The organism is Streptomyces sp. NPDC056224 (assembly GCF_042267665.1).
Lineage (GTDB): Bacteria > Actinomycetota > Actinomycetes > Streptomycetales > Streptomycetaceae > Streptomyces.
Genome location: NZ_JBHJTK010000018.1, coordinates 105,740 through 127,056 on the forward strand (window position 1 = coordinate 105,740; position 21,317 = coordinate 127,056).

General features: G+C 71.7%; 21 protein-coding genes. 6 read left to right on the plus strand and 15 right to left on the minus strand.

From position 1 onward, the window contains the following. Nucleotides 1-142: 142 nt before the first annotated feature. Together ACFCZ1_RS21685 and ACFCZ1_RS21690 are read left to right on the plus strand one after the other, a co-directional pair. Nucleotides 143-1,312 carry an Ig-like domain-containing protein gene (locus tag ACFCZ1_RS21685; RefSeq protein ID WP_376679936.1) on the plus strand — a complete coding sequence of 390 codons (1,170 nt, stop codon included), beginning with the start codon at nucleotides 143-145 and terminating at the stop codon, nucleotides 1,310-1,312. Between the two features lie 121 nt (nucleotides 1,313-1,433). After that, nucleotides 1,434-3,020 carry a CocE/NonD family hydrolase gene (locus ACFCZ1_RS21690; RefSeq protein ID WP_376679904.1) on the plus strand — a complete coding sequence of 529 codons (1,587 nt, stop codon included), beginning with the start codon at nucleotides 1,434-1,436 and terminating at the stop codon, nucleotides 3,018-3,020. Between the two features lie 212 nt (nucleotides 3,021-3,232). Here the strand turns inward: ACFCZ1_RS21690 and ACFCZ1_RS21695 are convergent, their stop codons facing one another. The 8 genes from ACFCZ1_RS21695 to ACFCZ1_RS21730 form a co-directional block, all read right to left on the minus strand. Beyond that, nucleotides 3,233-3,673, minus strand: coding sequence for a DUF6278 family protein (locus ACFCZ1_RS21695; protein ID WP_376679905.1), 441 nt, complete (start codon nucleotides 3,671-3,673; stop codon nucleotides 3,233-3,235). Between the two features lie 77 nt (nucleotides 3,674-3,750). Then, nucleotides 3,751-4,536, minus strand: a complete 786-nt coding sequence (locus ACFCZ1_RS21700; protein WP_376679906.1) for an exodeoxyribonuclease III — start codon at nucleotides 4,534-4,536, stop codon at nucleotides 3,751-3,753. Nucleotides 4,537-4,566: 30 nt separating this feature from the next. After that, entirely contained in the window at nucleotides 4,567-5,199 is a 633-nt protein-coding gene (locus tag ACFCZ1_RS21705) for an MBL fold metallo-hydrolase (RefSeq protein WP_376679907.1), read from the minus strand. Between the two features lie 28 nt (nucleotides 5,200-5,227). Then, nucleotides 5,228-5,821, minus strand: a complete 594-nt coding sequence (locus ACFCZ1_RS21710; protein ID WP_376679908.1) for a hypothetical protein — start codon at nucleotides 5,819-5,821, stop codon at nucleotides 5,228-5,230. Next, nucleotides 5,818-6,987 carry an ROK family glucokinase gene (locus tag ACFCZ1_RS21715; RefSeq protein WP_376679909.1) on the minus strand — a complete coding sequence of 390 codons (1,170 nt, stop codon included), beginning with the start codon at nucleotides 6,985-6,987 and terminating at the stop codon, nucleotides 5,818-5,820. Before ACFCZ1_RS21715 ends, ACFCZ1_RS21710 begins: the two co-directional genes overlap by 4 nt. Then, the gene (locus tag ACFCZ1_RS21720) at nucleotides 6,984-7,910 is read right to left on the minus strand and encodes an ATP-binding cassette domain-containing protein (protein WP_376679910.1); all 927 of its coding nucleotides are present in this window, start codon (nucleotides 7,908-7,910) and stop codon (nucleotides 6,984-6,986) included. The genes ACFCZ1_RS21715 and ACFCZ1_RS21720 overlap by 4 nt, the downstream gene beginning before the upstream one ends. Continuing rightward, nucleotides 7,877-8,911 carry an ABC transporter permease gene (locus ACFCZ1_RS21725; protein ID WP_376679911.1) on the minus strand — a complete coding sequence of 345 codons (1,035 nt, stop codon included), beginning with the start codon at nucleotides 8,909-8,911 and terminating at the stop codon, nucleotides 7,877-7,879. The genes ACFCZ1_RS21720 and ACFCZ1_RS21725 overlap by 34 nt, the downstream gene beginning before the upstream one ends. Next, a complete protein-coding gene (locus ACFCZ1_RS21730; protein WP_376679912.1) occupies nucleotides 8,908-9,897 on the minus strand; it encodes a sugar ABC transporter substrate-binding protein in 990 nt (329 codons plus the stop codon). The genes ACFCZ1_RS21725 and ACFCZ1_RS21730 overlap by 4 nt, the downstream gene beginning before the upstream one ends. 181 nt (nucleotides 9,898-10,078) lie before the next feature. Between ACFCZ1_RS21730 and ACFCZ1_RS21735 the strand changes: the two genes are divergently transcribed. Then, nucleotides 10,079-11,083, plus strand: coding sequence for a Gfo/Idh/MocA family oxidoreductase (locus tag ACFCZ1_RS21735; protein WP_376679913.1), 1,005 nt, complete (start codon nucleotides 10,079-10,081; stop codon nucleotides 11,081-11,083). An 84-nt stretch (nucleotides 11,084-11,167) separates the two neighbouring features. On the opposite strand, the gene ACFCZ1_RS21740 is transcribed toward ACFCZ1_RS21735, so the two are convergent. Further along, on the minus strand, nucleotides 11,168-12,355 hold the full coding sequence (locus ACFCZ1_RS21740; RefSeq protein WP_376679914.1) for a cytochrome P450: 1,188 nt from the start codon (nucleotides 12,353-12,355) through the stop codon (nucleotides 11,168-11,170). Between the two features lie 56 nt (nucleotides 12,356-12,411). Further along, a complete protein-coding gene (locus tag ACFCZ1_RS21745; protein WP_376679915.1) occupies nucleotides 12,412-13,323 on the minus strand; it encodes a DMT family transporter in 912 nt (303 codons plus the stop codon). Nucleotides 13,324-13,611: 288 nt separating this feature from the next. On the opposite strand from ACFCZ1_RS21745, the gene ACFCZ1_RS21750 reads away from it, so the two are divergent. After that, nucleotides 13,612-13,929, plus strand: a complete 318-nt coding sequence (locus ACFCZ1_RS21750; protein ID WP_376679916.1) for a hypothetical protein — start codon at nucleotides 13,612-13,614, stop codon at nucleotides 13,927-13,929. Nucleotides 13,930-13,964: 35 nt separating this feature from the next. Here ACFCZ1_RS21750 and ACFCZ1_RS21755 read toward each other — a convergent pair whose 3' ends face one another. Then, nucleotides 13,965-14,582 carry a dihydrofolate reductase family protein gene (locus ACFCZ1_RS21755; RefSeq protein WP_376679917.1) on the minus strand — a complete coding sequence of 206 codons (618 nt, stop codon included), beginning with the start codon at nucleotides 14,580-14,582 and terminating at the stop codon, nucleotides 13,965-13,967. A 179-nt stretch (nucleotides 14,583-14,761) separates the two neighbouring features. Between ACFCZ1_RS21755 and ACFCZ1_RS21760 the strand changes: the two genes are divergently transcribed. Next, on the plus strand, nucleotides 14,762-15,499 hold the full coding sequence (locus ACFCZ1_RS21760; RefSeq protein WP_376679918.1) for an SDR family NAD(P)-dependent oxidoreductase: 738 nt from the start codon (nucleotides 14,762-14,764) through the stop codon (nucleotides 15,497-15,499). A gap of 142 nt (nucleotides 15,500-15,641) precedes the next feature. On the opposite strand, the gene alc is transcribed toward ACFCZ1_RS21760, so the two are convergent. Further along, nucleotides 15,642-16,775 carry an allantoicase gene (gene alc / locus ACFCZ1_RS21765; protein WP_376679919.1) on the minus strand — a complete coding sequence of 378 codons (1,134 nt, stop codon included), beginning with the start codon at nucleotides 16,773-16,775 and terminating at the stop codon, nucleotides 15,642-15,644. Between the two features lie 2 nt (nucleotides 16,776-16,777). Further along, nucleotides 16,778-18,112: an allantoinase AllB gene (gene allB, locus ACFCZ1_RS21770; protein WP_376679937.1), complete on the minus strand. Its 1,335-nt coding sequence runs from the start codon at nucleotides 18,110-18,112 to the stop codon at nucleotides 16,778-16,780. 335 nt (nucleotides 18,113-18,447) lie between these two features. Here allB and ACFCZ1_RS21775 point away from each other — a divergent pair, with 335 nt between their 5' ends. Beyond that, entirely contained in the window at nucleotides 18,448-19,251 is an 804-nt protein-coding gene (locus ACFCZ1_RS21775; protein ID WP_376679920.1) for an IclR family transcriptional regulator, read from the plus strand. Nucleotides 19,252-19,434: 183 nt separating this feature from the next. Here ACFCZ1_RS21775 and ACFCZ1_RS21780 read toward each other — a convergent pair whose 3' ends face one another. Both ACFCZ1_RS21780 and ACFCZ1_RS21785 read right to left on the minus strand, forming a co-directional pair. Beyond that, nucleotides 19,435-20,127 (minus strand): ABC transporter ATP-binding protein, encoded by a 693-nt coding sequence (locus ACFCZ1_RS21780; RefSeq protein ID WP_376679921.1) that lies wholly within the window; start codon nucleotides 20,125-20,127, stop codon nucleotides 19,435-19,437. Next, nucleotides 20,124-21,209 carry an ABC transporter permease gene (locus ACFCZ1_RS21785; RefSeq protein ID WP_376679922.1) on the minus strand — a complete coding sequence of 362 codons (1,086 nt, stop codon included), beginning with the start codon at nucleotides 21,207-21,209 and terminating at the stop codon, nucleotides 20,124-20,126. The genes ACFCZ1_RS21780 and ACFCZ1_RS21785 overlap by 4 nt, the downstream gene beginning before the upstream one ends. Nucleotides 21,210-21,317 lie beyond the last annotated feature (108 nt).

The following is a 21,317-nucleotide window of genomic DNA, read 5'->3' on the forward strand; positions in this document are numbered from 1 at the left end:
CGTTTCGCTGCGGTCCATGTCACAACCGGAAGGACGATCCGTTACCCGGATCCGTGCAACCTAAAGTCGTCCCGTTCGCATCTACATTTGCGAACGGTCATTGATGGAGGGGTTTTCGTTGAGCCGCATACGCCGCACCGCCATGGCGGGTACCGCACTTCTGGCCGCCGCACTGACCGCCTGCTCGGGCGGGGGCGGCGACCAGGCAGGCAAGGACACCAAGGCCGAGCTGAAGCAGAAGCCGGCCATGGCGGTTTCGGTGAACCTCGCGGGCGAGCAGGTGAAGGCCGGCGAGCCGGTCAAGGTCACCGTCGCCGACGGCAAGCTGGCCCTGGTGAAGGTGACCGACGCCAAGGGCGGGGAGCTCCCGGGGAAGATATCCGACGACGGCCGGACCTGGACCTCCGAGCGCAATGCCGCGCCCGGCACGGACTACAAGGTGGAGGCGCAGAACACCGAGAGCCAGAGCGCCTCGGCCCAGTTCAAGACCTCCGCCGCCGACAAGGTGAACAAGGTAAGGATCAACCTGCCCAAGGGCAGCACGGTGGGCGTCGCAATGCCCGTCTCGATCGTCTTCGACAACCCGGTGGCGAACAAGGCCGAGGTCGAGAAGCAGCTGAAGGTCACGACCTCGAACAACACCGAGGGCTCCTGGGGCTGGTTCACGGACTACTCGGGCAGCGACCGGGTCGACTGGCGCCCCAAGGACTACTGGAAGTCCGGCACCGACGTGAAGGTCGAGATGAACCTGAACGGGGTGGACTCCGGCAAGGGCGGCGGCCTCTTCGCGAAGGACTACAGCACCGAGTTCAAGATCGGCAAGGACCGCCGGATGGAGGTCAGCCTGGACACCAAGAAGATGACGGTGACCGAGGACGGCCAGGCGGTCGAGACGATCCCGATCTCGGCCGGCACTCCGGGCGGCAAGAAGGCCTCCTGGTCCGGGAAGATGGTACTGATGTCGAAGGAGGGCACCATCCGGATGGACTCCCAGTCGGTGGGCCTGGGTGACGCCTACGACAAGATGGTCGACTACTCGATGCGGCTGACCTGGTCGGGCATGTACGCACACGCCGCGCCGTGGAACGCGGGCAACTTCGGCCGCGTCAACTCCAGTTCCGGCTGCGTGGGCATGAGCGACGCCGATGCCAAGGACTTCTACGAGAAGGTGCAGGTCGGCGACCCCTTCGAGGTGGTCGGCAGCGGCTCCAAGGGCAACGCCGAGATCGGCAACGGCTACGGCGAGTGGAACCTCTCCTGGGACGAGTGGAAGGCCAAGAGCGCGCTGAACGGCGCCCCGCGGAACGGCTGACCCCTCCGCTGACACGTTTCGATCGTTACCAGCGCGTAACTTACTCGTGGGTTACCCCCGGTAATCCCCTCCCGTTAACGTCGGGTCATTCCGACAACCCGGCGTACGCGAGGAACGATTGATGAAACGCACCACCTCGGCGGCAGCCGTGGCGGCCGTGCTGGCGGCAGCCGCCCTGGGCCTGGCCCCCCACCAGGCCCAGGCGGCGACCGCACCCGCCGCGGCCGTCACCGCCGACGCCTCGTCTCACCTGGCCTTCCATGACATTCCCGGCTCCGGGGGCATCACCCTCAAGGGCAACGTCTTCACCCCGGCCGGCGCGGAGGCGGGCCGCACGTACCCGCTGATCGTGCTCCCCACCAGCTGGGGCCTGCCGCAGATCGAATACATCGCCCAGGCCAGGCAGCTCGCCGACTCCGGCTACGTGGTGGTCAGCTACACCTCCCGCGGCTTCTGGCTCTCCGGCGGCCGGATCGAGGTGGCCGGCCCGGCGGACACCGCCGACGTCTCGGCCGTCATCGACTGGGCCCTGGCCAACTCCCCCGCCGACGCGGACCGCATCGGCCTCGGCGGGGTCTCGTACGGCGCGGGCATCAGCCTGCTGGCCTCGGCGCACGACCCGCGCGTCAAGGCGGTGGTCGCGATGAGCGGCTGGGCCGACATCATCGAGTCCATCTACTCCGGCCGCACCCAGCACCTCCAGGCCGCCGGGATGCTCGGCGCCGCCGGCTTCCTCACCGGCCGCCCCGGCCCCGAACTCCAGTCGGTACTCGGCGACTTCCTCGGCTCCCGGCTGGACCGGGAGCAGCAGATGATCGAGTGGGGCAAGAAGCGGTCGGCCACCGAGCAGGTGGACCGGATCAACGCCAACGGCGCCGCGATCATGCTCGGCAACGCCTGGGGCGACACCATCTTCCCGCCCAACCAGTACGCGGAGTTCTACGAGAAGCTGACCGGGCCCAAGCGGCTGGAGTTCCGCCCGGGCGACCACGCCACCGCCGAGGCCACCGGCCTGCTGGGCCTGCCCAACGACACGTGGACCAACGCCCACCGCTGGTTCGACCGCTACCTCAAGGGCGAGCGCAACGGCGTCGACGCCGAGGCACCGGTGCAGATCAAGTCCCGCAGCAGCGGCGCGTACGAGGGCTACGCCGACTGGAAGTCGGTCGGCGCGGGCGGCACCGAGAAGCTCGCGCTCTCCGACAGCGAGCACGTGTTCGCCAACATCGACTCCGGGGCCAACGGCGGGATCATCTTCCTCTCCAGCATCCTCGACCAGCTGGCCCAGGCGCCCCCGACCGCCTCCGTTCCCCTGCTCCCCCGCGCCTTCGCCGCCGTCTGGCAGTCAGGGCGCTACGGCGAGGCGCGCCGGATCCGCGGCACGGTCGAGGTCCACACCACGGTCACTCCCACCAAGGGCGACGGCACCTTCGTCGCGTACCTCTACGACGTCGGCCCGCTCGGCATCGGCAAGCTGGTCAGCCACGCCCCCCACACCTTCCACGGGCGCACTCCCGGACAGGCCTTCGGTGTGGACCTGGAGCTGTTCTCCACCGCCTACGACGTACCCGCGGGCCACCGGCTCGCGCTCGTCGTCGACACGGTCGACCCGCTCTACATCGAGCACAACCCCACCGGCGCGCAGCTGACCTTCTCCTCGCCGCCCACCGATCCCAGTTACGTGTCGGTGCCGCTGCGCGAGCAGTGATCCGCGGCTGCTGCCGGGCGGGGTGGCCCTTCTGAGGGATCGGCGGGACCCTCAGTACCTGAGGATCGTGAAGTCCCGCAGCTCGATCAACGGGTCGACGACCATGTGCTGCCCTGCCCACTTGTCGGTGTGTCGAGTCCAGGCAAACTATCCAGCCCGGGAAGGACGCTTCTCCTCGACACGCCTAAAGGCGACATAAACATCCCGGCCGGTCACCCCTCGGAGGCCTCCGCGTACGCCTGGCTGAGCTCGGGGGATCCGGTCATCGCCCAGGACACCCCCGACTCGATCACGTTCAGCTCGCGGCCCGAGGCCAGCCGGATCACCGGCTGGCCGTTGGGCCACACCTGCCAGCCGGCTCCGGGGACGGTACGGATGATCACGGTCCCGAGGTAGAAGCCGGCGTCGTTGCCGAGCCACGGCACGACCTCCGGGTCCCGCCGCCAGCGGGGCATCAGCTGGTCGAGCGCCTCCAAGGAGGCGCGGCTCTCGTCGAGTTCGAGTCCGGCCGCCCTCGCCTGGACGCGCAGCATCTCGCACTCCGAGAACAACTCGGCGACGCCCTCGGGATCACCGGCGAAGGCGACGGCGAGACCGGCACTCCGTACCGCTTCACGCCGGTTCAGCCAGTTGTCCAGGAAGGGGATGTTCATACCGACCAGCGTCGCACCAGGATCCGCCCCTGGCCACAGGGCGCGCCTGGATCCGACGGCCCGGATCCAGGCCGTGGCTACCGGTCGAGATCCAGGTCCACGACGACCGGCGCGTGGTCGGACGCACCCTTGCCCTTGCGCTCCTCACGGTCGACGTAGGCGTCGGTGACGGCCTTGGTGAAGGGCTCGTTCCCGTACACCAGGTCGATGCGCATGCCCCTGTTCTTGGGGAAGGCGAGCTGGCGGTAGTCCCAGTACGTGTACGGGCGGTCGTACTTGAGGGGGCGCGGCAGCACGTCGGAGAGACCGGCGGCACGCAGCGCCTCCAGGGCGGCGCGCTCGGCGGGGGTGACGTGGGTGAGGCCCTCGAAGACGGCCGGGTCGTAGACGTCCTCGTCGGTCGGGGCCACGTTGAAGTCGCCGAGCACCGCGAAGGGGCGGGGGCCGGCCGCGTCCTCGGCGATGGCGGTGGTCAGGGAGCGGAACCAGTTCAGCTTGTAGCCGTAGTGGTCGTGCTCGACCTCCCGGCCGTTGGGCACGTAGACCGACCAGACGCGCACCCCGCCGCAGGTGGCGGAGATCGCGCGGGGCTCCTGGACGCCTTCGTAGTCGGGCCCGCCGGGCAGCCCCAGGACCACGTCGTCCAGGCCGACCTTGGACAGCAGGGCGACCCCGTTCCAGCGGCCGGTGGCGTTGACGGCCGACTCGTAGCCCAGCTCGCGCAGCTCGGCCCGCGGGAACTGCTCCGCGGAGCACTTGGTCTCCTGGATGCACAGGACATCGGTACCGGAGCTCTCCAGCCAGGCCAGCAGGCGCGGAAGCCGGGCGGTGATGGAGTTGACGTTGAACGTGGCGATACGCATGCGTCCCAACCTACCGCCCGGCACCGACAGTCACAGGTCGGCGGCTTCCCCCGCGGTGAGCCTGCCGTGGTCCGTTCCGCCCAGGCCGTCCAGGACCGTGTCGTAGATCGGCCGGGCGATGTCGGACAGGTACGCGTCGTGGACGTCGATGGCCCGCCGCGGCTTGACCTCGCGGAGGTAGTCGATCACCTCGGAGACCTTGTTCCAGGGGGCGTGCACCGGAAGCATCAGCGTCTCCACCGCCGCGTCGGGCACGGTCAGCGCGTCCCCGGGGTGGAACAGCGAACCCTCCACGAGGTAGCCGACGTTGGTGACCCGCGGGATGTCCGGGTGGATCACGGCGTGGAGCTCGCCGTGCACCTGGACCTCGAAACCGGCGGCGGTGAAGGTGTCGCCGTGCCCGACGGTGTGCACCCGGCCCGGATAGGCGGGGGCCAGCCGCTGCGCCACACTGCGCAGCGTCCACAGGCCGGCCGCCGGATTGGCGTCGAGGGCGGCCCGCAGCCGGCCCTCCTCGAAGTGGTCGGGGTGCTCGTGCGTGACCAGCAGGGCGTCAGCCCCCAGGCCCGCTTCCGGTTCGCTGAAGGCGCCCGGGTCGATGACGAGCGCGCGCCCGTCCTTCTCCAGCTGGACGCAGGAATGCAGCCGCTTGGTGAGCTTCATGATCCCAGGCTAAGGGCTGTCCCCACCGCTACGGGGTCGTCGTCGACACCACGTAGACCTTGGGGTGCCCAGGGTCCGTGAGGTCGACGGTGACGTCCCGGGTGGGGCGCGGATCCGGCTGCTCCAGGGTGATCTGGTACCAGCTGGAGTCGGGGCTCCAGCTCCAGCCCGCGACCTCGGAGTCGTGCGGGGAGATCGCGACCCCGGGGGTCAGCGCGTCACGGCCGGTGCCGACGGAGGCCAGGAAGGCGTCCAGGTCGGCGGGAGTGACCGCGAACTGCGTGAACAGCCGGCTGCTGCGCCAGTTGTTGGTCTCCAGGAACCCGACCCGCCAGGCCTTGGGCGGGATGGGGACCTCGTAGATGCTGCGCTGCACCTTCGAGGGCCAGCCGGGACGCACCTTGGACGCACCGATCCGGGCGGCCTTGTCGCGCCCGCTCTCGCGGCTCTGCTGGGTGGAGACCGCGAGGTAACCGGCGGGTACGCCGACCAGCAGCAGGATGGTGATCGCGGTGATCCAGCGGCGCTTGACGACGTGCCCGCGGTCCTCGGCCGCGGCGGGCGGCGGCGCACCGCCACCGTCGGGGGCGGACGCCTGGTGGGGCAGGGTGGGCGGGGTCACTGCTCGTTCCGGTCCTTGGAGTCCGTGGGGCCGCCGGCGTCGCGCCGGCCCAGCTGCGCGTAGCGCTCGTAGCGCTCGACCCGGCGGCGCGTGGCGCGGCGGAACCGGCGGGCGACGAGTCGGGCGAGGTCGGCGGCTCCGACCATACCCGCCTCGGGCCCCAGCTCGGCCTTGGCGATCCGGGCCTCGGGCCGGTAGCCGCGGCCGGTGAGGTGGCGCCGGAAGGCGTCACGGGCGGGGCCGATCAGCAGGTCGTCGGCGGCACTGACGCCGCCGCCGATGACGAAGCAGGACGGGTCGAGGGCCGCGGCGAGGTTGGCGATGCCGATGCCGAGCCACTGGCCGATGTCCTGGAGCAGTTCGACGCACATGGCGTCGCCCTCGCGGGCCAGCTCGGTGATGAGCGGCCCGGTGATCTCCTGGACGTTGCCGCCGACCCTGGCGATGATGTTGTACGCGACCGGGGAGTCGGCCGCGGCGAGCTCGCGGGCCTCGCGGACCAGGGCGTTGCCGGAGCTGTACTGCTCCCAGCAGCCGCGGTTGCCGCACGGGCAGCGGTGACCGCCGGGGACGACCTGCATGTGGCCGAACTCGCCGGCGACCCCGTACCGGCCGCGCTTGACCTGGCCGCCCTCGAGGATGGCCCCGCCGATGCCGGTGCCGAGAGTGATCATGACGAGGTGGTCCTCGCCGCGCCCGGCGCCGAAGCGCCATTCCGCCCACGCCGCCGTGTTGGCATCGTTGTCGACCATGACCGGGACCGCGAGGCGGGACTGGAGCGCGTCGCGCAGCGGCTCGTCGCGCCAGGCCAGGTGGGGCGCGAAGAGGACCCGGGAGCGGTCGGCGTCGACCCAGCCGGCCGCGCCGATGCCCACCGCGTGCACGTCGTGCCGGTCGGAGAGGTCCAGCACCAGCTCGACGATGGTGTCCTCGACGACCTTGGCGCTCTTGGACTTGTCCGGCGTCTCGGCGCGGATCTTCTCCAGGATGACCCCGTCGGCGTCCACGACGCCGGCCATGACCTTGGTGCCGCCGATGTCGATGCCGACGGTCGGGACGCGCGGCGCGGTCAGGTGCGACCGGCGCTCACGGGTCCCGACGGTCCGCAGGACGGTGCCCCGCGCCGCCCCCCGGTGGGCGAGCGTGAAGTCCCGGTACGTGCTCATCGAGTCGTGTCGCCCCTGTCGGAGGAGGTGGAGCCGGAAGCGGAGTCGGAAGCGGAGCCGGATTCCGGATCGGCTGCGCCGGATGGGGCGCCTGCGCCCGATTCTGCCACTCGCTCCAGTTCGTGGCTCAGCTCGTCCAGCTCGGAGCCACCCGCCATCTGCCGGGTGAGCTCGTCCAGGGTGATCGAGTCGCGGGTGTGGCTGCCGGCCATCGCGCCGCGCTTGAGGAGCACGAACCGGTCGCCGACCAAGTGGGCGTGGTGCGGGTTGTGGGTGATCAGCACCACGCCGAGACCGGCGTCGCGGGCGGCGGCGACGTACTTGAGGACCACGCCGGACTGCTTGACGCCGAGCGCGGCGGTCGGCTCGTCGAGCACGAGGACCTTCGCGCCGAAGTGGACCGCACGGGCGATGGCCACGCACTGCCGTTCGCCGCCGGACAGGGTGCCGATGGGCTGGTCGACGTCGCGCAGGTCGATGCCCATGCGCAGCAGCTCGGCGCGGGTGGTCTCGCGCATGAAGTCCACGTCGAGGCGGCGCAGCGGGCCGCGGCCCTTGGTCGGCTCCGACCCGAGGAAGAAGTTCCGCCATACGGGCATGAGCGGAACGACGGCGAGGTCCTGGTAGACGGTGGCGATGCCGCGGTCGAGGGCCGCGCGCGGGTTGGCGAGCACGGTCTCCTCGCCCTCGATCTCGAAGGTGCCGGCGTCGTGCTGGTGCAACCCCGAGATGATCTTGATGAGGGTCGACTTGCCGGCGCCGTTGTCGCCGAGGACACAGGTGATCTCGCCCGCCGCGACCTCCAGGGAGACCCCTTGGAGGGCGCGGATGTTCCCGTAGTACTTGCTGACCCCGGTCAGCTTCACCAGGGTCGTCGCGTCTTTCGTGGTCACCGGCTCTCCTCCGCCCGCTTGCGGACCCATGCGTTGAGCAGCGTCGCGAGCAGGAGCATCGCGCCCAGGAAGAACTTGAACCAGTCCGGGTTCCACTGGGCGTAGACGATGCCGTTGCTGGTCATGCCGAAGATGAAGGCGCCGACCGCCGAGCCGATGGCGGAGCCGTAGCCGCCGGTCATCAGGCAGCCGCCGATGACGGCCGCGATGATGTAGAGGAACTCGTTGCCGACCCCCTCGCCCGACTGGACCACGTCGAACGAGAAGAGGATGTGCTGGCCCGAGATCCAGGCGCACAGGGCGACGCCCATGTAGAGGCCGATGCGGGTCTTCACGACCGGGACACCGGTCGCGCGGGCCGCGTCGGCCCCGCCGCCCACCGCGAAGATCCAGTTTCCGGTCCGGGTGCGCAGCAGGATCCAGGTGGCGACGGCGACCAGGGCCAGCCACCACAGGACGGTGACCTTCAGGGTGACCGAGCCGATGTTCCACTGCGAGGCGAAGAGGGCGCGCGCGGAGTCGAAGCCCTCCATGTCGGCGATGCTCTTGGTGGAGACCGATCCGCTGATCAGCTTGGTGAAGCCGAGGTTCAGACCGGTCAGCATCAGGAAGGTGCCGAGCGTGATGATGAAGCTGGGCAGCTTGGTACGGGTCAGCATGAAGCCGTTGAAGAAGCCGATGGACAGGGTGACGAGCAGCGACACCAGGACGCCGACCCAGACGTTGGCGGTCATCTGGTAGCTGAGCATCGAGCTCACCAGTGCCGAGGTCGTGACCATGACGCCCGCGGAGAGGTCGAACTCGCCGCCGATCATCAGCAGGGCCACCGGGACGGCCATGATCCCGATGGTGGAGGCCGAGTACAGCACCGTGCTGAGGCTGGAGGCCTGCAGGAAGCTGGGTGCGGCGAAGGAGAAGAAGACGAAGACGGCGGCGGCGCCGACCACGGCGCCCAGCTCGGGGCGGCCCAGCAGCCTGCGGACCAGCGAGGTGGGCGCGACGCGTTCGTCCGCGGGGGCGGCGGCGCTCACCGGGTTCCCCGCTTGATGAACTCCTCCAGCTTGGCCGACTCGGCGGCCGTGACGATCTGCGGCCCGGTGAGCACCGGGCGGCCGCCGCCGAGGACGTCCGCGTTGTAGCGGTGGAGCCAGAGCAGGTCGATCGCCTCGTAGCCCTGGAGGTAGGGCTGCTGGTCGACGGCGAAGCCGAGGGCTCCGGACTTCAGGTCGCGGGCGACGGATTCGTTGAGGTCGAAGGTGTCCACCTCGGCCTTGCTGCCCGCCGCGTCCTTCGCCTTGACCGCGGTGGGGGCGAAGGGCGCGCCGAGGGTGAGGATCGCGTCGACGGAGGGGTCCGCCTGCAGTTTCGCCTGGATGGCCGCCTGGACGGACGGCATGTTGGTGCCCTCGACGTACAGGTTCTCCATGACCCCGCCGGCCTCGCCGAACGTTCTCTTCGCCCCGGCGCAGCGCTGCTCGTGGCCCACGTTGCCCTGCTCGTGCAGGACGCAGACGGCCTTCTTCCTGCCGCGCTCGGTCAGCTCGGTGCCGACCGCCTCGCCCGCGATCTCCTCGTCCTGGCCGATGTGGGTCAGCGCCCCGTAGGCGGCGGACTGGGCGGAGCCGGAGTTGACCGTGACCACCGGGATGCCGGCCTTGACGGCCTTGGCGATGACGTCCTTGAGTGCTTCCGGCTTGGCCAGGCTGACGATGATCCCGTCGACCTTCTGGTCGATGGCGTTCTGCACGAACTGAGCCTGCTGCTGCGCCTGGTCGTCGTGGGCGTAGACGAAGTTGATGTTGTCCTTCGCCGCGGCCTCCTTGGCGCCCTTCTGGACGATGTCCCAGAAGGTGTCGCCGTCGCCCGCGTGCGTGACCATCGCGAAGGTCCAGCGCGGGGTGGACACCGCCGGCCGGCCCGCCGCCGCGGCCTTCGCCCGCTCCTCGGCGCGCTTGCCCCCCGTGCTGCTGCAGCCCGCGAGCGAGGCTCCCAGTACCGCCGCGAGCACGGCGCCCACGACGCGTACCCCTGTCCGAACCCTAGCCACGTCGCCGCGCCCTTCCCTCATCCGTCTCGTCCGCCATCATTCGGTCATTCCGGTTCCAGCCGCCCAGTATCCGCCACAGTGGACCATGACGGGCCATCGGGGCATGCGCGGGCGGATTGACAGCTCCCCCGTACGGGGTCAGGTTGAGTGCATGCGCATCGGGCTCATCGGAACGGGCCGGATCGGCTCGTTCCACGCGGCGGCGCTGGCCCGCCAGGCGGACGCCGGCTCCCTCCTGCTCGCCGACGCCGACCCCGCGCGGGCGGCCCGCCTGGCCGACCGGCTCGGGGCCACCGCCGCGCCCTCCGTGGAGCAGGTCTTCACCTGGGGCGTGGACGCGGTGGTCGTGGCCTGCTCGACCGAGGGCCACGCGGAGCTGGTCGTACGGGCGGTACGCGGCGGCCTGCCGGTGTTCTGCGAGAAGCCGCTGGCCCCGGACCTGGCCCGCACCCTCACCGCGCTGCGCGAGGTGGAGGCGGCCGGCGGCGTGCTCCAGCTGGGCTTCATGCGCCGCTTCGACGCCGGCTACCGCACCGCCCGGGAGCTGGTCCGCTCGGGCGCCCTGGGGCGGCTGCACACCGTACGCACGATGACGGCCGATCCGGCTCCGCCGCCCGCCGCGTACCTGGCGGCCTCGGGCGGCCTGTACCGGGACTGCCTCGTGCACGATTTCGACATGGTCCGCTGGGTCACCGGTCACGAGGTGACGGAGGTGTACGCGGCCGGATCCGACGCGGGCCCGCCGCGGTTCCGGGATACGGGTGACATCGACACGGCCGCGGCCGTGCTGACCCTGGACGACGGCACGCTCGTCACCGCGACCGGCAGCCGGATCAACGGCGCCGGCTACGACGTCCGGATGGAGCTGGCCGGGGAACTGGACCAGGTGTCCGCCGGGCTGGACGACCGTACGCCGATCGCCTCGACCGAGCCGCACGGGCCGCCTCCGGCGAGCAAGCCGTGGACGGGCTTCCTGGAGCGCTTCGGCCCCGCATACGAGGCGGAGCTGGAGGCCTTCGTGCGCCTGGTGCGCGGCGAGGGCCCCAACCCCTGCGACGGCCGGGAGGCGCTCGCCGCGCTCCGGGTCGCCGAGGCGTGCGAGCTCTCGCGCCGCGAGCGGCGCCGGGTCCGGCTGGAGGAGCTGCCGGACCTGTGAGCGGCGCCCGCGGCCTCCGCTGCGGCTCCCGTGACTCCTGTGATTCCTGCGACTCCTGCGGCTAATGCGGCTCCTCATGGACGGCTACCAGCGCACCGGCAGCCGCTTCACTCCCCGGATCAGCGTGCCGGGGATCCAGTCGAGGGGGCCTGCCTCCCGGTCCTCGGCCAGGTCGGGGAACCGCTCCAGCAGGGCCCGGACCGCGATGCGGCCCTCCATGCGGGCCAGCGGGGCGCCGATGCAGAAGTGGATGCCGTGGCCGAAAGCCATGTGGCTCTGGCCGGTGCGGCGGATGTCGAAGAGGTCGGGGCCGGTGAACCGCGCCGGGTCGCGGTCGGCGGCGGCCAGGGAGACCAGTACGGGCGAGCCCTCCTCGATCACGGTGCCTCCGATCTCCAGGTCGGCGCGGGCGAAGCGGTAGGTGGCGCTCTCCAGCGGGCCGTCGTAGCGGAGCATCTCCTCGACCGCGCCGTCGATCAGCCCGTCCGGGTCGGCGCGCAGGGCCGCCAGTTGCTCGGGGTGCGCGAGCAGGGCCCGTACGCCGTTGCCGATCAGGTTGACCGTGGTCTCGTGCCCGGCGACCAGCAGCAGGAAGGCCATGCCGATCAGCTCCTCGGGGGACAGCCGGTCGCCGTCCTCGTCCCGGGTCCGGATCAGCGCGCTGAGCAGGTCCTCGCCGGGGCGCTCCCGCTTGGCGTCGGTGAGCTCGGCCAGATAGCCGGACATGGCGCGCAGCGCCTCGGTCTCGGCCCCGGCGCCGGTCGGCGCGACGATCTCGGTGGACCACCGGCGGAACGAGCCGCGTTCGAGGTCGGGTACGCCGAGGAGTTCGCAGATGACGGTCATCGGCAGCGGTACGGCGAAGGACCGGATCAGGTCGGCGCGGCGGTCCGGGGCCGAGGCCATCGCGTCGAGCAGCTCGTCGGTGACCTGCTGCACGCGCGGGCGCAGGGCCTCGACCCGGGGGGAGGTGAACTCACGCGCCACCAGGCGGCGCAGCCGGGTGTGGTGGGGCGGGTCGGAGCGGAGCATGTTGGTGCTGAGGGTGGTGGTGGTCCGGTCGGCGTAGAGGCCCGCCGTCTGCCAGTTCTTCGACACGTCGGGGTGGGCGAGGGCCTGGCGGGCCTCGTCGTGGCCGACGATCAGCCAGATCCCTTCCCCGTCCGCCGTCTTGATGCGGTGGACCGGGCCGCTCTCCCTCAACCGCGCGTAGTGCGGGTAGGGGTTCTCGTTGAAGCCGTCGGCGAGATTGCTGATGTCCAGAACTGGCATGGTGGCCAGCGTAGGGCCGCTGTTCACCGTGGGCGGGAGCGGTTTCGGACAATCGTTCAGCCGTCGACAGCGCGGCGGCCCCAGGCGGTGCCGGCGAGCACGAGGGCGGCGCCCGCCAGGCCGGGGGCGCCGAGGTGCTCGCCGCCGATGGCGATGCCGGCGACCGCCGCCCACAGCGGCTCGGTGCCGAGCAGCAGACTGACTCGGGAGGGCGAGGTCCGGCGGACGGCCCACATCTGCACGAAGAAGGCGAAGAGGGTGCACAAGGCGGAGAGGAAGACCAGCCCGGCCCACTCGGCGGCCCCGAAACCGGCGGCCGCGGTCCATGGGGCCTCCCCGGTGCCGGGGACGGCCGCGAGCAGGGCGAAGACCAGGACGGCGCCGCCGAGCTGGACGGTGGTCAGGGAGAGCGAGTCGGCGTCCTGGACGGCCTTGACCCGGGCCATCAGCAGGACGTGCAGGGTCCGGGCGAGGGCGGCGCAGAGCATGAGCAGGTCGCCGGGGCTGGGCGCGGTGAACCCCCCGCCCTGGGTCAGCAGGACCACTCCCGCGACGGAGACCCCGGCGGCGGCGAGGAAGCCGGCCGAGGGCGCGCGCCGCCGCACCGCGGCCTCGGCGAGCGGCGTGAAGATCATGGTCAGGCTGATGATCAGCCCGGCGTTGGTGGCGGAGGTGTGGACGACCCCGTAGGTCTCCAGGAGGAAGATCCCGCCGAGTACGAGGCCCAGCAGCCCCGCGCCGCGCAGCTGGGCGGGGGTCAGCGCCCGCAGCCGCCGCCACCCGGCCACGGCCAGCACGGGCAGGACGAGCCCGAAGCGCAGCACGAGTACGCCGATCACGGTCTGGGTGGTGGTGATGCCCTTGGCGGCGAGGTAGCTGCCGCCCCATACGACGGCGACGGCCAGCACGGGCAGGTCGGCGAGCCAGGCCCGGCGGGGGGCGGCGAGTGCGGGCGAGACCACGGTCACGGGGATGTCTCCAGCGGCGGCGAGCGGGTGGAGACTTCGGCGGCTCTCACGGGTGGGGGCCACCGTACCGGAGCCGATCATGACCGGTCGAGCCGTTTGGGGGCGGCCCTCCTACGGGCGGCCCTCGTACGTGCGGCCCTCGTACGTGCGGCTCGCGGTGTGGTCGGTCGCGGCGGGCACGGCCGCCGGCGTGCGTCAAGCCACGGGATGCAGGGACGTGACCGTGCGGGGGCGGGCGAGGCCTACTGGACGTACCCCCTGCTCCACCTCACACCCCAGGAGATTCCCATGCCTCGCCCCTTCCGGAAGCCGCGCCTCCTCATGCTGGCCGCCTCGACCGCCGTGGTCGCGGGAGGCGTGCTGGCGCCGACCGGCGCGTTCGCCGCCGCCCCGTCGGCGCCCCACGCGGTCGTGACCGATGTCCGCGCCGCGGTCACCGATGATCACGGCAGCAGCGGCAAGGGGACCACCCTCGTCCTGATCATCCGCACCGGGGACGGGAACATCCGCATCGGGCCCGACCCGGGCAAGGGCGACGCCGACGGCTGGGTCAGTCCCGCCGGCGTGGGCGGCCTGCGCATCGCCAAGGCCGTCACCGCCGGATGACGCCGGCTCGTCCGCGCCGCGGGCAAGCTCCTCGGTCAGTCCGGGAACGAGCCGAACGTGGCGCGGCCCGTCGGCCGGTAGGTGTGGATGGCGACGCCGCTCGGCGTCGTGCGGGAGCCCGTCAGCTCGCAGGCCGTCGGCAGCCCGCCGGTCGGGAACAGCCGCCGCCCGGCGCCCAGGAACACCGGGTAGACGAGCAGGTTCAGCTCGTCCACGAGGTCCCGGGCCAGCAGCCACTGCGCGAGCTGCCCGCTGCCGTGGACCTGCAGCTCGCCGTCGAGGGCGTCCTTGACCCGGACGATCTCGCTCTGCAGGTGCTCACCGTCGAGCACGGTGGCCGGGCCCCAGGCCGGCTCCTTGAGGGTGGTCGAGGCCACGTACTTCGGCAGCCTGTTCAGGTTGCCCGCGACCGGGTCGGCGGGGTCGTCGTGCTGCGGCCAGTACGACGCGAAGATCTCGTACGTCCGCCGCCCGAGCAGGAACGCCCCGGTCCGGCCGAAGACCTCGGTGATGAACTCCCCCATGGCCTCGTCCGCGTACGGCACGAGCCACCCGCCGTACTCGAACCCGCCGCTGGTGTCCTCCTGCGGCCCGCCGGGGGCCTGCATCACGCCGTCGAGGGTGAGGAAGGTGGTGAGGGTCAGCTTGCCCATGGCTCTGCGCTCCTTGCTCGGTCGTCCGTCCGTCCGTACGCAGATTCAGACTCCCGGGCATCCCCGGACTCATCGGTGCGGCGCGCGAAGAACTCCTTGTCCGATTCCCGCCAGCGCAGGATCACGGACTCTCATTTCATTGAACCCGCAACCACTCAACGAGGATTTTGGGGGACATCATGAGCGGGTCCGGGACCGTGGCACTGGTGACCGGCGGCAGCCGTGGGATCGGCGCGGCCTGCGCCCTGCGGCTGGCGCAGGACGGGGTCGACGTCGCGATCAGTTACGTGAACGACGCGCGGGCGGCGGCCGGGGTCGTCGGCGAGGTGGAGGCCCTCGGGCGGCGCGGGCTGGCCGTACGGGCCGACGCGGGCGACGGGGCGCAGGGCGCGGCGGCGGTGGAGGAGACCGTACGGCGCTTCGGCCGGATCGACGTCCTGGTCAACAACGCGGGCGTGGGCGTACTCGGCCCCCTCGGCGAACTGGGCCTCGCCGACGTGGACCGGGTGCTGTCGGTCAATGTCCGCGGGGCGTTCCTCGCGGCTCAGGCCGCGGCCGGACGGATGGGCTCCGGCGGGCGGATCATCACCATCGGCAGTTGCATCACCCAGCGCGTCCCGGGTCCGGGCTGCGCGCTGTACGCGATGAGCAAGTCGGCGCTGACCGGGCTGACCAAGGCGCTGGCCCGGGAGTTGGGCGGTCGCGGCATCACCGCGAACCTCGTGCACCCGGGTCCGGTGGACACCGACATGAACCCTGCGGACGGTCCCTTCGCGGACCCGCAGGCGGCGATGACGGCCCTCGGCCGGTTCGCCGCCGCGCGGGAGGTGGCCGCCGTGGTGTCCTTCCTGGCCCGGCCGGATTCCTCGTACGTGACGGGCGCGGAGTTCGCGGTGGACGGCGGCTACGCGGCGTAGCCCTCGCCGGGCGTCCGGGCGGGTCCGAACGGGGCCGCGGGACGCCGTGCAGCGGAGGGGCGCACCGCATCGCGGTTGCGCCCCTCCGTTCGCGCGCGGCCCCGGGGGTGTCGGCCCCCGGGGCGGTCGGCGGGGGGTGGCGTCAGCCGCCCAGCTCCTGGTGGCGGGCGGCGTGCGCGGCCGCGCCGGCCTCCGTCAGCGAGCCGTGCAGGCGCAGGCGGGAGAAGCCGCCGTCCGGGAAGATGTCGATCCGGACGTGCGTGCCGACCGCCGGGGTGTCCAGCACGAAGCGGTGGTTGGTGTCGGGCTGCAGGCGGGTGCGCGGCAGGAACTCCGTCCACTCGCCCTCCTCACCCGTCCTGATCGACAGGGAGGCCCAGCCGGCCGAGTTGCCCTTGAGGTAGGCGGTGTCGATCTCGACGGCGCGGATCTCGGACTCGGCGACGAGCTGGTAGCGGATCCAGTCGTTGCCGTTGTCGCGGCGGCGGGCGGTCTCCCAGCCGTCGTCCATCTTGCGGGAGCGGCCCGGGTTGATGGTGTTGGTCGGCGGGGAGTAGAAGCGGTTGGACGCGTCCTGGACGGAGCCGCCGTTCTCCAGGGCGACCACGTCGAAGGTGCCGAGCGTGGCGAGCCACTTCGGGTCGGGCAGGACCTCGCCGTAGACGCGCAGGCGGGCGATGCCGCCGTCGGGGTGCTGGTTGACGCGCAGGTGCGTGAAGCGCTGCTCCACGTCCACCTCGAAGCCGTTGGCCGCGTGGCCGCCGACCGGGGTGCGGGGGACGATGGTCGTCCACTTCACGTCGCCGCCCTGGAGCTCCTCCGGGGTCGGCGCGAGGGCGCCCTCCCAGTCGGTGGCCTCGACGGAGACGGCCTGCGGCATGTTGCCGCGGAAGTGGGCGGTGTCGACGACGATGCCGCGGATGACGCCGGGGGCGCCCAGGCGCACCAGCGCCCAGTCGTGGTCCTCGGCGGTCGGCCAGGGCTGGGTGGCGCGGACGCCGCGGCGGCGGCGGGTCTCCCAGCCGTCCATGACCTTGCCCTTGTGGCCGAAGTCCTCGGGGTCGAAGTGCGCGGCCTCGGAGATCAGCAGGTTCTCGCGCTGGGCGAAGAACTCGTCGTTGGCGGCGATGACACCGGCACCCAGCTCACGGGCGGCGAGGTTCGCGTACTGGGTGAAGGGGAAGTCCGCGGTGCGGTAGTCCGCGTACGGGTCGCCGCCTCCGTACGGGTTCGCGTTGCCGGTGAAGGAGGCCGGTCCAGTCGAACGCTGTGCCACTGTCAGTTCTGCCTTTCGAGGAGGAGGCCCGTGGGCTCGGTCGGGGTGCCGTGGTCGGCGATCTGCGTGCCGCGCAGCCAGGTGGACTTCACGACGCCGTGCAGGGTCTTGCCCGCGTAGGCCGTGACCCGGTTGCGGTGGTGGAGTTCGGCCGGGTCCACAGTGAACGTTTCTTCGGGGGCGAGTACGGCGAAGTCGGCGTCGCGGCCGGCCTCGATCGCGCCCTTCTGCGTCAGGCCCGCGAGGGCGGCCGGGGCGGCGGACATCCAGCGGACGACGTCCTCCAGGGAGCGTCCGCGCCGGCGCGCCTCGGTCCAGACGGCCGGCAGGCCGAGTTGGAGGGAGGAGATGCCGCCCCACGCGGTGGAGAAGTCGCCGGTCTTCAGGTCCTCGGTGGAGGGCGAGTGGTCGGAGACGATGCAGTCGATGGTGCCGTCCGCGAGCGCGTCCCACAGGAGGTTTTGGTTGGCGGCCTCGCGGATGGGCGGGCAGCACTTGAACTCGCTGGCGCCGTCGGGCACTTCCTCGGCGGTGAGGGTGAGGTAGTGCGGGCAGGACTCGACGGTGATCTTCACGCCCTCGGCCTTGGCGGCGGCGATCAGCGGCAGCGCGTCGCTCGACGAGAGGTGCAGTACGTGGACCCGCGCGTTCAGCCGCTTGGCCTGGGCGATCAGGTTCCCGATCGCGGTGTTCTCGGCGTCGCGCGGGCGGGAGGCGAGGAAATCGGCGTACTTGGGGCCGGGGACGGCCGGTGCCGCGTCCAGGTGGTGCGGGTCCTCGGCGTGCACGATCATCAGACCGCCGAAGCCGGTGATCTCGGCGAGGGAGGCGGCGAGCCGCTCCTGGTCGAGCTCGGGGAACTCGTCGACGCCGGAGGGCGACAGGAAGCACTTGAACCCGAAGACGCCCGCGTCGTGCAGCGGGAGCAGGTCCTTGACGTTGTCCGGCAGGGCGCCGCCCCAGAAGCCGACGTCCACATGCGCCTTGGTACGGGCGACCTCCTGCTTGACGCGCAGGTTGTCGGTCGTGGTGGTGGGCGGCAGGGAGTTCAGCGGCATGTCGAGGATCGTGGTGACGCCTCCGGCCGCGGCCGCCCGGGTGGCGGTCCAGAAGCCCTCCCACTCGGTGCGGCCCGGGTCGTTCACGTGGACGTGGGTGTCGACCAGACCGGGGAGCAGGACGTCGTCGCCGAAGTCCTCCAGCCGGGCTCCGGCCGGGACCTCCGCCTCGTACGCCAGCACGGCCGCGATCTTGCCGGCGGCGACGGCCACCGAGGCGGCGCGCGTCCCCTCGGGGGTGATGACGCGTGTCGAGCGCAGTACCAGTTCCACAGCCACGTCGGCCACCGGAACCTCCCCATCTACTTCCACAGAGCGAAATTCAACGTTCTGTTGACGGAGTCTTCATGGCGATCCGGAGCCAGTCAAGAGCGTCCGGACGGACCGCTGACACACCTGGACCGCGATTGGATGTTTCCACAAGATGGAATTAGGATTTCGCCATACAGAATGCAGCTACCGCCATCGGGGGCGGGAGGGTAACTTTCCGAGGGCGACCGCCACCCGGACACACCGCCCCTGACCGGCGGGGACGGCATCGCCCCTGCTCTAGGGCCGACGCCGACCGACCGGTAGGCTGATTCCTTGCCTGCCAGCACCGAAAGGACCGCGCCGTGCCGACGTCCAGCGCCAGCACCACCGACGCTTCCGCCAAGCCCACTGCCGCCAGCGGTGGCGTCCAGTCACTTGAGCGCGCCTTCGATCTGCTCGAACGCATGGCCGACGCCGGCGGTGAAGTCGGTCTCAGCGAGCTCTCCGCCGCCAGCGGTCTGCCGCTGCCGACGATCCACCGCCTCATGCGCACCCTCGTGGCATGCGGCTACGTACGTCAGCAGCCCAACCGACGTTACGCCCTCGGCCCCCGGCTGATCCGCCTCGGCGAGTCCGCGTCGCGGCTCCTGGGGACCTGGGCCCGCCCGTACCTCGCCCGGCTGGTGGAGGAGACCGGGGAGACGGCGAACATGGCCCTGCTCGACGGGGACGAGATCGTCTACGTCGCCCAGGTGCCCTCCAAGCACTCCATGCGCATGTTCACCGAGGTCGGCCGCCGGGTGCTCCCGCACTCCACCGGCGTGGGCAAGGCGCTCCTCGCCCACACCCCCGCCGACGAGGTACGGGCCCTGCTGGCCCGCACCGGGATGCCGGCGGCGACCGAGAAGACCATCACCACGCCCGAGGGCTTCCTCGACGCGCTGGAGCAGGTCCGCAAGGTGGGCTACGCGGTCGACGACAACGAGCAGGAAATAGGAGTCCGCTGCCTCGCCGTGTCGGTGCCGAACTCGCCGACCCCGGCCGCGATCTCCATCTCCGGCCCGGCGGGCCGGGTGACCGAGGCGCTGACCGAGTCGATCGTGCCGATCCTTCAAGGCGTGGCGGCCGAGCTGTCGGAGGCCCTGTCCAGCCAGAACCCCGCCTAGGGGGTGTCCCCGCGAGCCGAAAGGCCCCCGTCCATCGCTTGGACGGGGACCTTGGGCGGCAGCAGAACGGCCGCTGGAGGACGACAGCCCCGCGGTGGTCGCTCGGGCCGCGGCAGGCAGCCGTACGAGGCCCCGGCCGCCCCTTCTTGCAGGGGCGGCCGGGGCCTCGGCCTTGGCGCCGTGTCAGTGCGCCGGGACCGGGTCCGGGCTCTGCGAGAGGCGGCCGTCGGCCATCGTCGCCGTACGGTCCATCCGGTCCAGGTGGGCGTGGTCGTGGGTGACCAGCACCGTGGCCGTCGACCGCTCGCGCGTCAGTGTGACCAGCAGGTCGAGCACGGCGACGCCGCGCTCGTGGTCGAGGGCGCTGGTCGGTTCGTCGACCAGCAGCACGGCGGGCTCGTTCATCAGGGCGCGGGCGATGTTGATCCGCTGGCGCTGGCCGCCGGAGAGCTGATGGGGGCGCTTGTCCGCCTTGTCGGCCAGGCCCACCGCCTCCAGCAGCTCCAGCGCTCGCCGGCGCAGCGCCCGCGCGGGGCGACCCGAGACGTGCGCCATGACCTGGAGCTGTTCGGCGGCGGTCAGCGAGGCCAGCAGGTTCGGCTGCTGGAAGACGATGCCGATCTTCTCCCGGCGCAGGACCGACTTCTCGGCGGCGCTCAGCGCAGAGGTGTCCTGGCCGGCGATGACCACCCGGCCGGAGTCCGGGGTGACCAGCGTGGCGGCCACGGCGAGCAGGCTGGACTTGCCGGACCCGGAGGGGCCGATGACCGCCGTCAGGGTGCCTGCGGGCACCTCCAGACCGACCGCGTCGAGGGCGGTGAGCCGGGTGTCGCCGTCGGGGTAGGTGAGGGTGACGTCGTGGACGAGCAGGGTCATCGGGCGCTCCCGAGGGCGGTCAGCGGGTCGACGGCGGTGATCCGCCGGATGGACAGGGCCGCGCCCGCGGCGCCGAGCACGATCATGACGGCGGCGGGGACGAGCACGGTGGCGGCGTCGAGCACGAAGGGCACGTTCCCGCCGCTGATCAGCGTGCCGAAGCCGGCGGCGAGCGCCGTGCCCAGCCCGGTGCCGATCGCCAGCATGACCACGGCCTGGCCGAGGGCGTCCTTCAGCAGGTAGCGGGTCGAGGCACCCAGTGCCTTCAGGACGGCGATGTCCCCGCTGCGCTGGATGGTCCACACCGTGAAGAAGGCGCCTATCACCAGGGCCGAGATGGCGAAGAGGAAGCCGCGCATCAGCTGGAGCGAGCCGTTCTCGGCCTGGTAGGAGCCTATGGCGCCCAGGGCCTCGTCCACGGTCTGGGCCTTGGTGGCGGCGGCCTCGTCCGCGGCCGCCAGGTCCATGCCGTCACCCGAGACGGCGACGACGGTGGCGAGGGTGCCGGGGGAGGCGCCGGGGTTGCCGATGCGCTGCCAGTCGTTCAGGTCCATCCAGACGACCGGGGTGTGGCTGTAGGCGGCGGTGCCGGTGACCGCGGCGACGGACAGTTCGAGCGGGCCGATCCTGAGTGCCGCGCCCGCGGTGAGGCCGCCGAGCTCCTTCGCGGCCTTCTCGGTGAGCACCACCCGGCCCTGGGCGAGGCCGCTGCCGCGCGGCCCGAGCCTCCCGGAGGGCTCCACCCCGAAGACCGAGACGGCCGCGGTGCGCTCGCCCGAGGCGGCGTTGGTGGTGCGGATGCCGAGCGGCTCCGCCGACCTCACCCCTGGCTGCCCCCGCCAGGCCTGCCAGGCCTTCTCCTGCACCTGGGAATTGGTGAAGGAGACCTTCTGGTCACCGGAGGGCGCCGCGAAGGCCAGATGGCTGGCGGGCAGCCCGGTGATGGCCGAGACGTTCTCCCGTGCCAGACCGGAGGTGAGCCCGGACAGCAGGCCGACCAGCAGCGTGATCAGCAATACGACCGAGCCCATGAGGGCGAAGCGGCCCTTGGCGAACCGTAGATCTCTCCATGCGACGAACATGTTCCCCACCTTGGCCGCCGGCGTGGACACAAGGCATCGCGCCACGGTAGCGATCCTCGTATCGAAGGACCCATCCGGACATCAAACTTTTGGTTGACCGGGGGCGGT

Coding starts and splice junctions, on each gene's coding strand:
- ACFCZ1_RS21685 (WP_376679936.1), top strand. CDS start 143: ATGGCGGGTACCGCACTTCTGGCCGCCGCACTGACCGCCTGCTCGGGC.
- ACFCZ1_RS21690 (WP_376679904.1), top strand. CDS start 1,434: ATGAAACGCACCACCTCGGCGGCAGCCGTGGCGGCCGTGCTGGCGGCA.
- ACFCZ1_RS21695 (WP_376679905.1), bottom strand. CDS start 3,673: ATGAACATCCCCTTCCTGGACAACTGGCTGAACCGGCGTGAAGCGGTA.
- ACFCZ1_RS21700 (WP_376679906.1), bottom strand. CDS start 4,536: ATGCGTATCGCCACGTTCAACGTCAACTCCATCACCGCCCGGCTTCCG.
- ACFCZ1_RS21705 (WP_376679907.1), bottom strand. CDS start 5,199: ATGAAGCTCACCAAGCGGCTGCATTCCTGCGTCCAGCTGGAGAAGGAC.
- ACFCZ1_RS21715 (WP_376679909.1), bottom strand. CDS start 6,987: ATGAGCACGTACCGGGACTTCACGCTCGCCCACCGGGGGGCGGCGCGG.
- ACFCZ1_RS21720 (WP_376679910.1), bottom strand. CDS start 7,910: ATGGGTCCGCAAGCGGGCGGAGGAGAGCCGGTGACCACGAAAGACGCG.
- ACFCZ1_RS21735 (WP_376679913.1), top strand. CDS start 10,079: ATGCGCATCGGGCTCATCGGAACGGGCCGGATCGGCTCGTTCCACGCG.
- ACFCZ1_RS21740 (WP_376679914.1), bottom strand. CDS start 12,355: ATGCCAGTTCTGGACATCAGCAATCTCGCCGACGGCTTCAACGAGAAC.
- ACFCZ1_RS21750 (WP_376679916.1), top strand. CDS start 13,612: ATGCCTCGCCCCTTCCGGAAGCCGCGCCTCCTCATGCTGGCCGCCTCG.
- ACFCZ1_RS21755 (WP_376679917.1), bottom strand. CDS start 14,582: ATGGGCAAGCTGACCCTCACCACCTTCCTCACCCTCGACGGCGTGATG.
- ACFCZ1_RS21760 (WP_376679918.1), top strand. CDS start 14,762: ATGAGCGGGTCCGGGACCGTGGCACTGGTGACCGGCGGCAGCCGTGGG.
- ACFCZ1_RS21780 (WP_376679921.1), bottom strand. CDS start 20,127: ATGACCCTGCTCGTCCACGACGTCACCCTCACCTACCCCGACGGCGAC.
- ACFCZ1_RS21785 (WP_376679922.1), bottom strand. CDS start 21,209: ATGTTCGTCGCATGGAGAGATCTACGGTTCGCCAAGGGCCGCTTCGCC.